The 12,874-nt window shown below is 73.0% G+C and carries 14 protein-coding genes; 5 read left to right on the top strand and 9 right to left on the bottom strand.

The window, feature by feature from the left end:
* Positions 1-2: 2 nt before the first annotated feature.
* The gene (locus HHL10_RS13080; protein ID WP_169160800.1) at positions 3-653 is read right to left on the bottom strand and encodes a TorD/DmsD family molecular chaperone; all 651 of its coding nucleotides are present in this window, start codon (positions 651-653) and stop codon (positions 3-5) included.
* 239 nt (positions 654-892) lie between these two features.
* Between HHL10_RS13080 and HHL10_RS13085 the strand changes: the two genes are divergently transcribed.
* On the top strand, positions 893-2,014 hold the full coding sequence (locus tag HHL10_RS13085) for a PEP-CTERM sorting domain-containing protein (protein ID WP_205833018.1): 1,122 nt from the start codon (positions 893-895) through the stop codon (positions 2,012-2,014).
* 95 nt (positions 2,015-2,109) lie between these two features.
* Positions 2,110-3,234: a PEP-CTERM sorting domain-containing protein gene (locus HHL10_RS30180; RefSeq protein WP_235971402.1), complete on the top strand. Its 1,125-nt coding sequence runs from the start codon at positions 2,110-2,112 to the stop codon at positions 3,232-3,234.
* Between the two features lie 56 nt (positions 3,235-3,290).
* Here the strand turns inward: HHL10_RS30180 and HHL10_RS13095 are convergent, their stop codons facing one another.
* The 7 genes from HHL10_RS13095 to HHL10_RS13125 form a co-directional block, all read right to left on the bottom strand.
* Positions 3,291-4,631 (bottom strand): ATP-binding protein, encoded by a 1,341-nt coding sequence (locus HHL10_RS13095; RefSeq protein WP_169160801.1) that lies wholly within the window; start codon positions 4,629-4,631, stop codon positions 3,291-3,293.
* A gap of 1 nt (position 4,632) precedes the next feature.
* Entirely contained in the window at positions 4,633-5,301 is a 669-nt protein-coding gene (locus tag HHL10_RS13100) for a winged helix-turn-helix domain-containing protein (RefSeq protein WP_169160802.1), read from the bottom strand.
* A gap of 76 nt (positions 5,302-5,377) precedes the next feature.
* Complete coding sequence (locus HHL10_RS30185) at positions 5,378-5,527, bottom strand: hypothetical protein (protein ID WP_205833019.1); 150 nt, start codon at positions 5,525-5,527, stop codon at positions 5,378-5,380.
* A gap of 36 nt (positions 5,528-5,563) precedes the next feature.
* Positions 5,564-5,836: a hypothetical protein gene (locus HHL10_RS13110; protein ID WP_169160803.1), complete on the bottom strand. Its 273-nt coding sequence runs from the start codon at positions 5,834-5,836 to the stop codon at positions 5,564-5,566.
* A complete protein-coding gene (locus HHL10_RS13115; protein ID WP_169160804.1) occupies positions 5,833-6,234 on the bottom strand; it encodes a DUF1924 domain-containing protein in 402 nt (133 codons plus the stop codon). The genes HHL10_RS13110 and HHL10_RS13115 overlap by 4 nt, the downstream gene beginning before the upstream one ends.
* A gap of 126 nt (positions 6,235-6,360) precedes the next feature.
* Positions 6,361-6,906 carry a cytochrome b/b6 domain-containing protein gene (locus tag HHL10_RS13120; protein ID WP_169160805.1) on the bottom strand — a complete coding sequence of 182 codons (546 nt, stop codon included), beginning with the start codon at positions 6,904-6,906 and terminating at the stop codon, positions 6,361-6,363.
* A gap of 25 nt (positions 6,907-6,931) precedes the next feature.
* On the bottom strand, positions 6,932-7,195 hold the full coding sequence (locus HHL10_RS13125; RefSeq protein WP_169160806.1) for a PepSY domain-containing protein: 264 nt from the start codon (positions 7,193-7,195) through the stop codon (positions 6,932-6,934).
* 181 nt (positions 7,196-7,376) lie between these two features.
* On the opposite strand from HHL10_RS13125, the gene HHL10_RS13130 reads away from it, so the two are divergent.
* Complete coding sequence (locus HHL10_RS13130; RefSeq protein WP_169160807.1) at positions 7,377-8,381, top strand: SDR family oxidoreductase; 1,005 nt, start codon at positions 7,377-7,379, stop codon at positions 8,379-8,381.
* A 24-nt stretch (positions 8,382-8,405) separates the two neighbouring features.
* Here HHL10_RS13130 and HHL10_RS13135 read toward each other — a convergent pair whose 3' ends face one another.
* Positions 8,406-8,756: a DUF1428 domain-containing protein gene (locus tag HHL10_RS13135; RefSeq protein WP_169160808.1), complete on the bottom strand. Its 351-nt coding sequence runs from the start codon at positions 8,754-8,756 to the stop codon at positions 8,406-8,408.
* 221 nt (positions 8,757-8,977) lie between these two features.
* On the opposite strand from HHL10_RS13135, the gene HHL10_RS13140 reads away from it, so the two are divergent.
* Both HHL10_RS13140 and HHL10_RS13145 read left to right on the top strand, forming a co-directional pair.
* Positions 8,978-10,207 carry a PQQ-dependent sugar dehydrogenase gene (locus HHL10_RS13140; RefSeq protein ID WP_169160809.1) on the top strand — a complete coding sequence of 410 codons (1,230 nt, stop codon included), beginning with the start codon at positions 8,978-8,980 and terminating at the stop codon, positions 10,205-10,207.
* A 90-nt stretch (positions 10,208-10,297) separates the two neighbouring features.
* Positions 10,298-12,874: PAS domain S-box protein (locus HHL10_RS13145; RefSeq protein WP_169160810.1), on the top strand; the 2,577-nt coding region annotated here is incomplete at its 3' end.

Here is a 12,874-nt window from a genome sequence, read left to right on the forward strand (position 1 = left end):
GCTCAGGCCGGGGCGGCTTCGCTGCCCTCCAGCTCGAAGGCCTGCGCTTCCAGCTCCAGGAAGGCGCGCATGAAATCGGCCAGTGCGGCGTAGAAGCCGCCGGCATCGGCCACGGCGATGTCGTCCAGGCAACGCCCGGCCCAGGGCGCGATGTGGGCAGCGAAAAAGGCGTGCTGCTCGGCCGGTGTGCGCCGCGGCAGGCCCGGTGCGCCGGTGATCAGCACGCGCATCACCTCGCACAGCGCGCCCAGGTGGTCCTCGGGCTCGCCCACGCCGGCGCGGCGGCGCAGGCCCAGCACGGCCAGCGTGCGGCGCAGTTCGGCCAGCGGCGTCTCCATCAGGAAGCCGGCCAGGTACAGGCTGGCATAGGGATTGAGCAGGGGCTGGCCGGCGCTGGTGAACAGCGCGTCGAAGCGCTCGCGGATCGCGTCGCCCTCGCCGCGCGCGGCCTGGCGCAGCGCATCCCAGGCCCGTGCCAGCGGCGTGCGCTCCTCATCCGGCAGCGCGGCGCCGTCCAGCGCCGGAGCCTGCGCGAGGTTGTGCAGCAACTCGTCATCGGGCGGCGCCAGCAGCAGCCGCGCCAGCAGGGCGTACAGGTCCGCACGCGACTGCTCGTGCGGCGGCAAGGGTGTTTCCAGCGGGTGCAACGACATCAAGGCACTCGAATTACTGCGGTGCAATACAGCAGTTCGCGTGCCCACCAAGCCCCAAATGGGGAGTTTCCCGGGGCGGGCATGCCGGGATTAGGGCAGGGGCTGCGCCTGGTTTAGCGAATCGAGCCGCCGCTTACGTCTGAATACGCCGACGAGGCCAAGCACGGGAGTAACTTGCGGCGCCTTCGAATCATAGAGAGCTGGCCACCCCGCCCAGCGAGCGGGCCGAGGAGTGCCGCATGAGATTCTTGTCGTGGAGCTTGGCCGCTCTTGTGATTCAAGGTTTTCAGCCCTTGGCCGTCGAGGCTGCGCTGCCGAAATACCGGATCGATGCCATTGCGCCGGTCGTAGGCATTCCCCATATCCTTGGCGGCATGAATGACCTCGGCACTATTTACGGCAGCGTCTACGACCAGCCCTCCGGCTTTTCAGGAACTTTTATTCGCGAAAAAGACCAATACCGCTCGCTGGGCACCCTGGGCGGCCGATTCAGCGTGCCCGTCGATCTCAACAACCGGGGCCAATTGATCATCAATGCCTACGGCATGAATGGCGGCGACGGCTCCGCGCCCTTCATTTACCGCGACGGGCGGGTGAACCCAATTCCATTGCCCGCGGGCGCCATCGCCGGCAGCGCCACGGTGCAGGACATCAACGATGCGGGCCAGATTCTGGGCTGGGCCCGGACTTCCGGCACGGCGGGAGCCTATTTCGTCCACGACAGCCGCGGCAGCCGTTTCCTGGACACCGGCACCTTGCCCTCCGCGCGCCTCGCCGTTCTCAATGACAAGGGTGAGATATTCAGCGTGGTCGAAGATGGCGCCAGTGGCGAGAGCCGGCTCGCCATTTACCGGAACGGTGATTTCACGCTGCTGCCGCCGCTGCCCGATGTCCCCTCGGACAGGGACAGCATCCGTTATTTTCCCCTGGCGCTGAACAACGCCGGGCAGGCCCTGTTCACCATTCTCAGCCGGGCTGGCCGCGACTCCGTGGATCTCACTTTCGTCTACGGCCAGGGCCAATACACGCAGTTTGGCCCCAACCTGTTCTTCGGCGTGGACATGAATGAAAAAGGCTGGGCGGTGGGCAGCCTGAGTTCGGAAGAAATCGAGCCTCCGCCCGACCGCATCGCGGTATTCAGGGACGGCGAATTTGAATATCTCGACCGGTTGGTGCGGCCCGCCGATGCCGGCAAATGGACCTTCTGGAATTCCTATGCCATCGACGCGCGCGGCCGGATATTGGGCCGGGGCAGCCTGGGCAGCTTCATCGCCACGCCGGTGCCCGAGCCTGCCACGGCGTTGCTGCTGGGTGCCGGGATCGGCCTGATCGGCGTCGCGCTGCGGCGGCGCGCGGCCTGATTTGCACTGGCGCGGGCACCGTCTTTCCCGGTTTTTCCCTGCGGCTCGGCAACCAGGTCGGCACCGGCCGCGCCTTTCCTTCCCAAAGGTCTTGCATGAAAAACCTCCACGTTCGTCTGGCGGCCCTGGCCCTGGCGATGTCCGCGGGGCTGGCGGCCCAGGCCGCGCAGCCGCAGTACCGGGTCCAGAACCTCTCCAGCCAATGGCCCAGCGGAAGGATGTGGGGCTCGGTCGGCCTCAACAACGAGGGCACCGTGTTCGGTTCGCTGCAGGAGGACGCGGGCCGGCCGGGCCAGCCCTTCCTGGTCCACCATGGCACCACGAAGCTGCTGGGCGCGCTGGACGGGCCCTGGGCCATCGCTCGCGCCATCAACGACCGGGGCGAGCTCACCGGCATCGCGGCGTCGCAGGGCAGCGGCGCCTGGCGCCCCTTCCTGTATCGCCGCGCAGAGATGGTCGAGATACCGACGCCGCCGGGCGGCCGCTATGCCCAGGGGCTCGACATCAACAGCGCCGGCCAGGTGCTGGGCGTGGCCGGCCCGAGCCTCCAGGAGGCCTTCTCCCGGCCGTTCATTTACGACGGCACCCGAACCCGCTTCCTGGACCTTCCCGAGGGCTACAGCCTGGAGCGGCTCAATGACCGCGGCCAGATGCTGGGCACGGCCTTCGATGCGCGCACCGGCATCACGCGGCCCTTCCTCTACGAGGACGGGCGGATCACGCTGCTGCCGCTGCTCCAGGACGCGCCGATGCCGCAGGAGCGCGCCGTCCTGCGGGGCATCGACTTCAACAATGCCGGCCAGGTGCTGGTCCGGCTGACCGACAGGGCGGACCTCACCGGCCGCAACGTGTCGTCCTATCTCTACAGCGACGGCGCCTACACGCGCATCGGCCCGGCCGGCAGCTTCGAGGCCGTGGACATCAACCGCAAGGGCTGGGTGACCGGCACCCTCACGGCCCCGGACTGGAGCGGCCACCGGCCGGCGCTGTATCGGGACGGCCGCCTGCTGGACCTCAACGACCTGCTCGTGCCGGCCGGTGCCCGCAACGGGGAGTTGCGTTCCGCGTTGGCCCTCAATGACCGCGGCCAGATCCTCGGCACGGGTAACCGCGGCCACTACCTCGCCACGCCGGTGCCCGAGCCCGCCACGCCGGCGCTGATGCTGGCCGGGCTGGCCATCGTGGGCACGGTGCTGCGCCGGCGCAGCGCCGTGCGGTGAGGGACTGCGACAGGCCGGAGGGCGCACGCCCGGCGTCGGCGGCCCGGTCCCCGCCTTCACGCCGGCCAGTCCACCCGTACCCGCAGCCCGCCCAGCGTTTCCGAACGTGCCACTTCGACCTGCGCGCCATGCGCCGCGGCGATGCGGCGCACGATGGACCAGCCCAGCCCGCTGCCGCTGGCGCCGCTGCCCAGCACGCGGAAGAAGCGCTCGCCCAGCCGCGCGCGCTGCGCCTCGTCCAGGCCCGGGCCGCTGTCCTCCACGCACAGCCGCGCGCCGCCCCCTTTGCCACGCGCCAGCGTGACCTGCACCCGTGCGCCCGGCGGGCTGTAGCGGATGGCGTTGTCCACCAGGTTGCGCAGCAGCACGGCCGCCAGCGTGGGCTCGGCGCGCACGCGGCAGCCCGGCGCGGCGTCGAGCTCCAGCTCCTGGCCTTGGTCCAGCGCCGCGGGCGCCAGGTCGGCCAGCACCTCGCGCGCCAGCTCGTCCAGCGCCACGGGCTGCAGCGCCGGCGCGCCTTCGGCCTCCAGGCGCGACAGCGTGAGCAGCTGCTCCACCAGCCGCGTGGCGCGCTCGCAGCCCTGCAGCACCGCCTGCAGCGCGTGGCGGCGCGGGCCTTCCTCCTGCGCGCCCAGCGCCACCTGCGCCTGGGTGCGGATGGCCGCGATGGGCGTGCGCAGCTCGTGCGCGGCATCGGCCGTGAAGCGACGCTCGGCGTCCATGAGCTGCGCGATGCGCTCGAACAGCCGGTTCAGCGCCAGCAGCATGGGCGCCATCTCGCTGGGCAGCGCCGTGCCGGGCAGCACCAGCGGCTGCAGCGCGCGCGGGTCGCGCGCGGCGATGGCCGCGCGCATGTCGCGCAGCGGCGTCAGGCCGCGGCGCACCGCCCACCACAGGCCGGCCGCCATCAGCGGCAGCGCCAGCAGCACCGGCCATAGCATGCCGCGCAGCAGGGCCCAGAGGATGTCCCGGCGCGAGTCGTCCTGCTCGGCCACGTAGACCCGCAGGCCCGGCACCTCGCCCTCGGTGGAGAACACGCGCCAATGCGTGCCGTCGAAGGCTTGGTCGCTGAAGCCGGGGGTGAAGCGCGGACCGCCCAGCGGCTCGCGCGGCGCCTGGGCCGAGCGCACCCACAGCGTGTCGTCGAGCCAGACCTGGATGGCCACCCGCGGCGCGTAGCGGTGCAACGCGGGCAGGTCCACCTCGTCGTCCTCGTCGGCGTCATGCGCCTGCGACAGCAGCAGCGCCGCGGTCTGCGCCAGGTGGGCGTCGAACATCTCGTCGAGCTCGTGGTGCACGTCGCTCCAGGTCAGTGCGGCCGTGGCCAGCCACACCGCCGCGGCCAGTCCCAGCACCAGCGCCAGCAACCGCGCCTGCAGCGAAGCCAGCGGCCGCATGTCAGGGCGCGGGCTGCGGCGCCAGGCGGTAGCCCACGCCGCGCACGGTCTGGATCAGCCCGGCGCCGAGCTTGCGGCGCAGGTGGTGGATGTGCACCTCCACCGTGTTGCTCTCGACCTCCTGGCCCCAGCGGTAGAGCTGCTGCTCCAGCTGCTCGCGCGACAGCACCCGGCCGTTGCCCAGCATCAGCGCGTGCAGCAGGTCGAACTCGCGCGTGGACAGCGTCACCGGCGCGCCGTCCAGCGTCACCGTGCGCGTGGCGGCATCGAGCACCACGCCCTGCGCCTGCAGCCGCTCCTGGGGCTGGCCGGCGGCGCGGCGCACCAGCGCGCGCAGCCGCGCCGCGAGCTCCTGCAGGTCCACCGGCTTGACCACGTAGTCGTCGGCGCCGGCATCCAGGCCGCGCACGCGCTCGGGCACGGCGTCGCGCGCGGTGAGCACCAGCACCGGCAGGTGCACGCCGGCGCGGCGCACCGCGGCCAGCACGTCCAGCCCGTCCAGGCGCGGCAGCCCCAGGTCCAGCACCGCCGCGGCATGCACGCCGGCGCGCAGCTCGCGCTCGGCGGCCACGCCGTCGCGCACCCAGTCCACCTGGAAGCCGAGCTGGCCCAGCCCGGCCTGCAGCCCATCGCCCAGCAGGGGGTCGTCTTCCGCCAACAGGATGCGCATGCGGTGTCAGTCTCCGTCGTTGCCCAAGAAACAGGAATTCGGCCCGAAGGTACCCCGCCTGAGCGGCGCGGCGGCTTCAGTCGTCATCGCCGCCATGGTGAGAGCGCGTCGCGTGCGCGCGGCCCTGCTCCAGGGCGGCCCCTTGCGGCGCCTGCTGCCACTGCCAGGTCCAGAAGGCCAGCACCGCGGCCAGCAGCAGCGCCGCCAGCGGCCCATGGTTGCGCACCAGGTCCGGTCCGCGCCCGGCTTGGCGGCCGCGCCTTCAGCGCGGGATACGGATGAAGCGTTCACTGAAGTTTCCTTCCTCGGCCCGCTGGTGGCAGGCCGCGCAGTTGGAGCGGCTTTTCACGGCGGCGCGCTGCCACGAGGCCGCGGGCAGCATCCCCGGCGGGTAGGCCACGTGGCAGCTGCCGCATTCCTGGCGGTAGGCGGGCAGCAGCGGCACGCCGCGGTGGTCGTCGGCCAGCACGGCCGCGGGCAGCAGCAGGCCCGACAGCGCCGCGATGCGCAGCCGGATCGTGGTGGTGGCGCTCATGGTTGCACGCTCATCAGCCAGGCCAGCACGTCGGCCTTCTCGGCACTGGTGCATTCGCGCGCGAGCACGTCGCGGCAGTTGCGCCTGAACCATTTCTCGACCTTGGCCTCGTCGGTGAAGCGGCGCGGGTTGAAGGCCGGGGCCAGCGGGGCGATGCGCCGGCCGGTGGCGGCATGCTCGCCCTCACGCGAGGGCGGCATGCCGTGGCAAGAGGCGCAGCTCCACTCGCCGCCATGGCGCTGGGAGAAAAGCTGCTGGCCGCGCGCGGCCTGTGGTGCCTGGCCGGACTGCCGGCCGTAGCCGGCCAGCAGCTCGGCGGCCGTGGTGGCCTGCGCCACCGATGCGGTCAGCGCCAGCAGCGCGGCGGCTGCGGCGGGCTTCCAGGTTGATGCATTCACTGGGCATTCCTCCTGGACGCCATGGTGGGCAGCAGGACTTATCGCCTTCTTAACGCTCCAACCGTGCCGAGGCGGCGCACCGTTGCGCGCGGCCCGGCCCCCGGGCCGCAGCCCCGGGCCGGAGCTTCAGTAGCTGCGCTTGGTGCCGGTGAGCATGGCCCGCACCAGGCCGACGCGCTCCAGCCGGCCCAGCACGATGGCGGCCAGGGCATGCACGCCCGCGGCCCAGATCAGCACCTCGGCCAGGCCCTCGTGCAGCTCCTGCAGCCACTCCTCGCCCCAGAACGCGTCCGTGCCCTGCAGCCAGCCGGTGACGCCCAGCGCCAGCACCAGCGCCATCAACGTCAGCATCATCAGCGCGCCCAGCGGGCTGTGCCCCAGGTAGGTCGGATGCCGGCCCTGCAGCAGCGCGCGCGCATGCTCGTGCACGCGCGCCGGCGTGGGAAAGAAGTCGGCGAAGCGGGCGTGGCGGCTGCCGACGAAGCCCCACACCACCCGCGCCAGCACCAGCGCGGCGGCGGCATAGCCGACCCAGCGGTGCGGCGCCTCGCCCTCCTCCAGCACGAACTGGTCGAGCAGCACGCAGCCCACCAGGCTCCAGTGGAAGACCCGCACGAACGGGTCCCATACCGCCACGGCGCCGGGGCTCCCCTGCACAGCGGTGTTGTCCATGGCAGGCCTCCTCGGGCTCATGGCCTCACTTCTGCTCCAGCACCGCGCCCGTGGCCGGGTCGAAGTAGATCTCGACCTTCTTGCCGCTCTTGTCGTGGCCGTAGATCTCGTAGCAGTTGCCCTTGGTGACCTTGAAGGTCTTGATCTGGTAGCCCTGCTTTTCCAGATTGGCCTTGAAGTCGGATTCCTTCATCCACTGCTCCTTGGGCACGTTGCAGGTCGGGGCGGCCATGGCGGTGCCGGCCAGGGCCAGCAGGGCGGCGAAGAGGATCGAATGCTTGGTGCTCATGGAAGGCTCCTTGGGTGTCCTGGAGGGGCGACATGCCCTTCCGGTAAGAGCGATTGAAGCGCAGCCGGATTAACGCTCCCTGAATGGCATCGGCGCCCGCGCGGGGGCCGGCGGCGGCACACCGCTTGCCGCCCGTGCGGCGCCCTGGCCGTTGCCGGGGCACCTTCCTCCGGAGCCTGCGATGGACCTTCCCCGCACCGCCGTCATCACCGGCGCCTCGGCCGGCATCGGGCGCGCCACGGCGCGCGAGTTCGCCAGCCAGGGCTGGAACGTGGCGCTGCTGGCGCGCGGGCGCGACGGGCTCGACGCCGCGCGCGCCGAAGCCGAGTCGCTGGGCGTGCGGGCGCTGGCGCTCAAGGTGGACGTGGCCGACGCCGACGCCGTCGAGGCCGCGGCGGCGCAGGTGGAGGCCGAGCTCGGGCCCATCGACGTCTGGGTCAACGACGCCATGGCCACCATCTACGCGCCCGCGCTCGAGATCGACCCCGAGGACTTCCGCCGCGCCACCGAGGTCACGTACCTGGGCGCGGTGTGGGGCACGCTGGCGGCGCTGCGGCGCATGCGAGCGCGCAACCGCGGCTGCATCGTGCAGGTGGGCTCGGCGCTGGCCTACCGCTCTATCCCGCTGCAGGCGCCCTACTGCGGCGCCAAGGCGGCGCTGCGCGGCTTCACCGACTCGCTGCGCTGCGAGCTGCACCACGAGCACAGCCGCGTGCACCTGACGATGGTGCAGCTCAGCGCCTTCAACACGCCGCAGTTCGACTGGGGCCGCACCACGCTGGCGCAGCAGCCGCGGCCCATGGGCAAGGTGTTCCAGCCCGAGGTGGCGGCGCGCGCCATCGTCTGGGCCGCCACGCACCGGCGCCGCGAGGTGTGGGTGGGCTGGCCCGCGGTGCAGGCCATCGTGGCCAACAAGCTCGTCCCCGGCCTGCTGGACCGGCTGCTGGCCCGCAGCGCCGTCAAGGGGCAGAGCACCGGCGAGCCGCTGCCGGCCTACCGGCCCGACAACCTGTGGGCCCCGGTGCGCGGCGACCACGGCGCGCATGGCCGCTTCGGCATGGAGGCGCATCCGCACAGCCTGCAGTGGCGGCTCGACCAGCAGCGCGGCCGGCTGGGCGCGGCAGCGCTGCTGGGCCTGGCCGCGCTGGGCGCCGCGGGGCTGTGGGCGCGGGGCCGGCGGCGCTGAGGTCCGGCGCGGGGCCGGGCCGCCTCACACATCGGCCAGCACCTGGAAGCCGCCCTGGAGCATGCGCCGCGCGTCGAAAGGCAGCTCCTGGCCGGGCTGCAGACGCGGGTCCTTCAGGGCGCGCGCCCGGCCCTCGTCGCGCACCGCCTTCGACGGCCACACGATCCAGGAGAACACCACCGTCTCGTCCGCCCGGGCCAGCACCGCGCGCCGGAAGTCGGTGACCGGCGCGGCGGGCACATCCTGGCCCCAGCACTCCACGACGCGCAGGGCCCCGTAGTCCTTGAACACCTCGGCCGCCTGCACGCACAGCGCGCGGTACGCCTCCTTCTGCTCGGTCGGCACGGGGACGACGAACCCATCGATGTAATGCATGGCAGCGCTCCATGGCGTTCACGGGCTCCGGCCGGAACCCGAGGCGGACCGAGCTTGCGACGCGCCCCGACCACGGCGCTGTAAGGCCGTGTATGAGCCGCATCTCCTTATGCTGCGACCGCACATGAAGAGCGCCCAGCCCGTGGGGCGGCCACGGCATGGCGGTTGCCCCCGGGCCACGGCGCCGCCACCCGGGCGGCAGCCTCACCGAGGAGACCCGCATGCCCTCCCCTTCCCTGGCCCGGTGGGCCGCCGCGGCCCTGGCCGCCGCCTGCGCCGCCCCGGTGGCGGCGCAGCAGCCGCTGGAGCATGGCTACGCCGTCGTGCGCCGCCTGGCGCCCGCGCAGGCCGAGTTCAGCCCCGCCATCGTCAACCGCCTGAAGGTGCCGCCGGGCTTTCGCGTCCAGCTCTTCGCCTCGGGCCTGGGCAAGCCGCGCATGCTGGAAGTGGGCCCCGACGGCACCGTCTACGTCACGCGCCGCGACAAGGGCGACGTGCTGGCGCTGCGCGACACCAACGGCGACGGGCGCGCCGACCAGCTCCGCACCTTCGCCACCGGGCTGAAGGACGTCAACGGCATCGCGCTGCAGGGCGGCGAGCTGCTGCTGGCGGCCTCGACCACGGTGTGGCGCCTGCCGCTGGCCGGCGGCGCACCGCGGCCGATCATCCGCGGCCTGCCCGACGCCGGCCAGCATGCCAACCGCATGGTGCGCGTGGCCCCGGACGGCACGCTGGTCGTGTCCGTGGGCAGCAGCTGCAACAACTGCGCCGAGGGCAACCAGCTCGAACGCGCCACGCTCATCCGCTACTCGGCCTCGGGCGAGCGGCTGGAGGTGATCGCCAACGGGCTGCGTAACACCATCGGCTACGACTGGCACCCGCGCACCGGCGCGCTGTGGGGCATGGACCACGGCAGCGACTTCCGCGGCGACTGGACGCCGCCCGAGGAGCTCAACCTGATCCAGCCGGGCAAGCACTACGGCTGGCCGATCTGCTGGGGCGCGCGCCAGGTGGACACGCTGGCCGAGGCGCGGCCCAGCCAGGTGGCGCTGCGCCCGGGCATGAGCAAGCCCTCGGGCGACGAGATCACGCGCGAGGCCTTCTGCGCCCAGACCGAGCCGCCGGTGCTGACCCTGCCGGCACATGCCGCGCCGCTGGCCATGCTGTTCTACCGCGGCACGCAGTTCCCGGCCGAGATGCGCGGCGACGCCTTCGTCGCGTTGCGCGGCTCCTGGAACCGCCGCGACCCCAAGGGCTACAAGGTGGTGCGGCTGCGCTTCGACGCCGGCGGCCGGCCGCTGGCCTTCGAGGACTTCCTGACCGGCTTCCTCAATGCCGACGGCAGCGTGCACTACGGCCGCCCGGTCGGCCTGGCCTGGCTGCCCGACGGCTCGATGCTGGTGTCCGACGACAGCAACGGCGCCCTCTACCGCGTCAGCCACGGGCGCTGAGCCGGACGCGGCGCCACGGCCCCTGGCCCGTTCCAGCGCCGGCCTGGGTGCGCGCCTTGCCCCGGGTGGGCAAAAAACGGGCACCCCTGCATGGAGAAGCACCATCCCGGCTGGACCACGCTGCCGCGGCGCGCGCCGCTGGTGCTGTTCGCGGCCGGGCTGGCGGCAGCGGGCGCGCTGGGCGTCTGGCAGCACCACGACAACACCGCCTTCGTGCAGGAGCGGCTGCAGACCGCGGCCGGGCAGATGGCCGACGCGCTGCGCCGGCGCATGCAGACCTACGAGTACGGGCTGCTGGCCACGCGCAGCGCCATCACCACCGCCAACGACACGATGGGCGCCGTCACGCGCCACCAGTTCCAGCGCTACGGCCTGTCGCTGGACATGCCGCGCCAGTTCCCGGGCGCGCGCGGCTTCATCTTCATCCGCCGCGTGCCCGCGGACCAGGAGGACGCCTTCGTGCAGCAGATGCGCGACGAGGGCCTGCCCTACTTCCAGTTGCGCCAGCTCCAGCCGCACGCGGGCGAGCGCTTCGTGGTGCAGTACGTCGAGCCGCTCAAGGGCAACGCCCCGGCGCTGGGCCTGGACATCGCCTCCGACCCGCCGCGCCGCGACACGGCGCTGGCGGCCCTGCGCAGCGGCGAGCCGCGCCTGACGCCGCCCATCACGCTGCCGCAGGCGCCCGACCATGCCGGCCGCTCCTTCGCGCTGCTGGCGCCGCTGTACCGCGGCGTGCTGCCGCCGGAGCCGGCGCTGCGCGATGCGCAGACCATCGGCTGGGCCGCCGTGACGCTGGTGGCCGACGAGGTGCTGCAGGACTTCGACATGGCCGACGGGAGCCTGACGCTGGCACTGAGCGACGCCACGCCGCCGCAGGCGCCCAGGCGCTTCCACACCGCGCCGGGCTGGACCGAGCCGCCCGCCGGGGCGCTGGTGGCGCGCGTGCCGCTGGAGCTCTACGGCCGGCGCTGGCTGGTGGAGGTGCAGCCGCAACCGCCCTTCGTGGCCCGGCTGCACCTGCGCGAGCCGCTGGCGCTGGCCGCCGCGGTGACGGCCGTGGCGGCGCTGCTGGCGCGGCTGCTGGCCGGCGCGCAGCGCGCCGCGCAGCGCGAGCGCGTCATCCTGGAAGAGCGCGCGCGCATGGCGGCGGTGGTGGAAAGCTCGCACGACGCCATCGTCGGCCACCGGCTCGACGACACCATCTCCAGCTGGAACCCGGCCGCGGAGCGGCTGCTGGGCTGGCACGAGGGCGAGGTGCTGGGCCGCGCGCTGATGGAGCTGACGGTGCCGCCGTGGCTGCGCGAGCAGGCGCAGCAGGTCAACGAGCGCATCCGGCGCGGCGAGGACGTGCCGCCGTTCGAGACGCTGCGCCTGGACCGCGACGGCCACCTCGTGGACGTGTCGCTGTCGGTGGCGCCCGTGCGCGACACGCAGGGCCAGGTCGGCGGCGCGGCCACCACGCTGCGCGACCTGCGCGCGCAGCGCGCGGCGCAGGCCCGCATCGTGGAGCTCAACGTGACGCTGGAGGCGCAGGTGCAGCAGCGCACGGACGAGCTGCGCGCCATCCTGGCCAGCGCCGGCAGCGCCATCATCGGCACCGACCTGGCCGGGCGCATCACCACCTTCAATCCCGCCGCCGAGCTGATGCTGGGCGTGAGCGCGGCGCTGGCGCTGGGGCGCTCGATCCTGGACTTCTACGACCGCGAGGAGCTGCGCGAGAACGCCTGGCAGTTTCCGCAAGTGGTGCACGACAACGCGCACCAGCTGCCCGCGTGGTTCCAGGCCGCGCTGCGCCGGCGCGACCGCCCGGCGCCGGTGCCGGGGCTGCGCAGCGAGTGGACCTACGTGCGCGCCGACGGCACGCGCTTTCCGGGGCTGCTCAACGTGAGCCTGCTGCGCGACGCGCGCGAGCGCGCCGTGGGCTTCCTCACCCTGATCGCCGACCTCACCGAGCGCAAGGCGATGGAGGAGGCGCTGCGCCGGCGCACCGCGGAGCTGGAGGCGCTGGCCGCGCGCGAGCGCGCCATCCTCGCCGGCGCGGGCAGCGCCATCGTCGTGACCGACGCCGCCGACCGCATCACGCTGTTCAACGCCGCCGCCGAGCGCCTGACCGGCCGCGGCCAGGCCCAGGCGCTGGGGCAGCCCGCCACGGCGCTGCTGTTCGATCCCGAGGAGCTGCGCGAGCGCCACCGCGCGCTGCAGGACGCCTTCGGCCGCGCGCTGGAGCCGGGCGAGGTGTTCATGGCGCGCACGCGCGGCGCCGAGGGCGGCGTGTGGCAGCTGCTGCGCGCCGACGGCACCCGCGTGCCGGTGCTGCTGGAGGTGCGCACGCTGCGCGACGGCCGCTCGCACGGCGGCGGGCTGATCTACGTGGCCGTGGACCTCTCCGAGCGCCAGCGCCTGGAGCAGCAGCTCAAGCAGCGCACCGAGCAGGCCGAGGCCGCCAGCCGCGCCAAGAGCGCCTTCCTGGCCAACATGAGCCACGAGATCCGCACCCCGCTCAATGCCGTCATCGGGCTGAGCCACCTGCTGCAGCAGATGCCGCTGGAGGGGCGCCAGCGCGAATTCGTCGGCCACATCGGCGCGGCCGGGGAACAGCTGCTGGCGCTGGTCAACGACGTGCTGGACCTCTCCAAGATCGAGGCCGGCGAGATGACGCTGGAGCAG

The organism is Azohydromonas caseinilytica (assembly GCF_012927045.1).
GTDB lineage: Bacteria > Pseudomonadota > Gammaproteobacteria > Burkholderiales > Burkholderiaceae_C > Azohydromonas > Azohydromonas caseinilytica.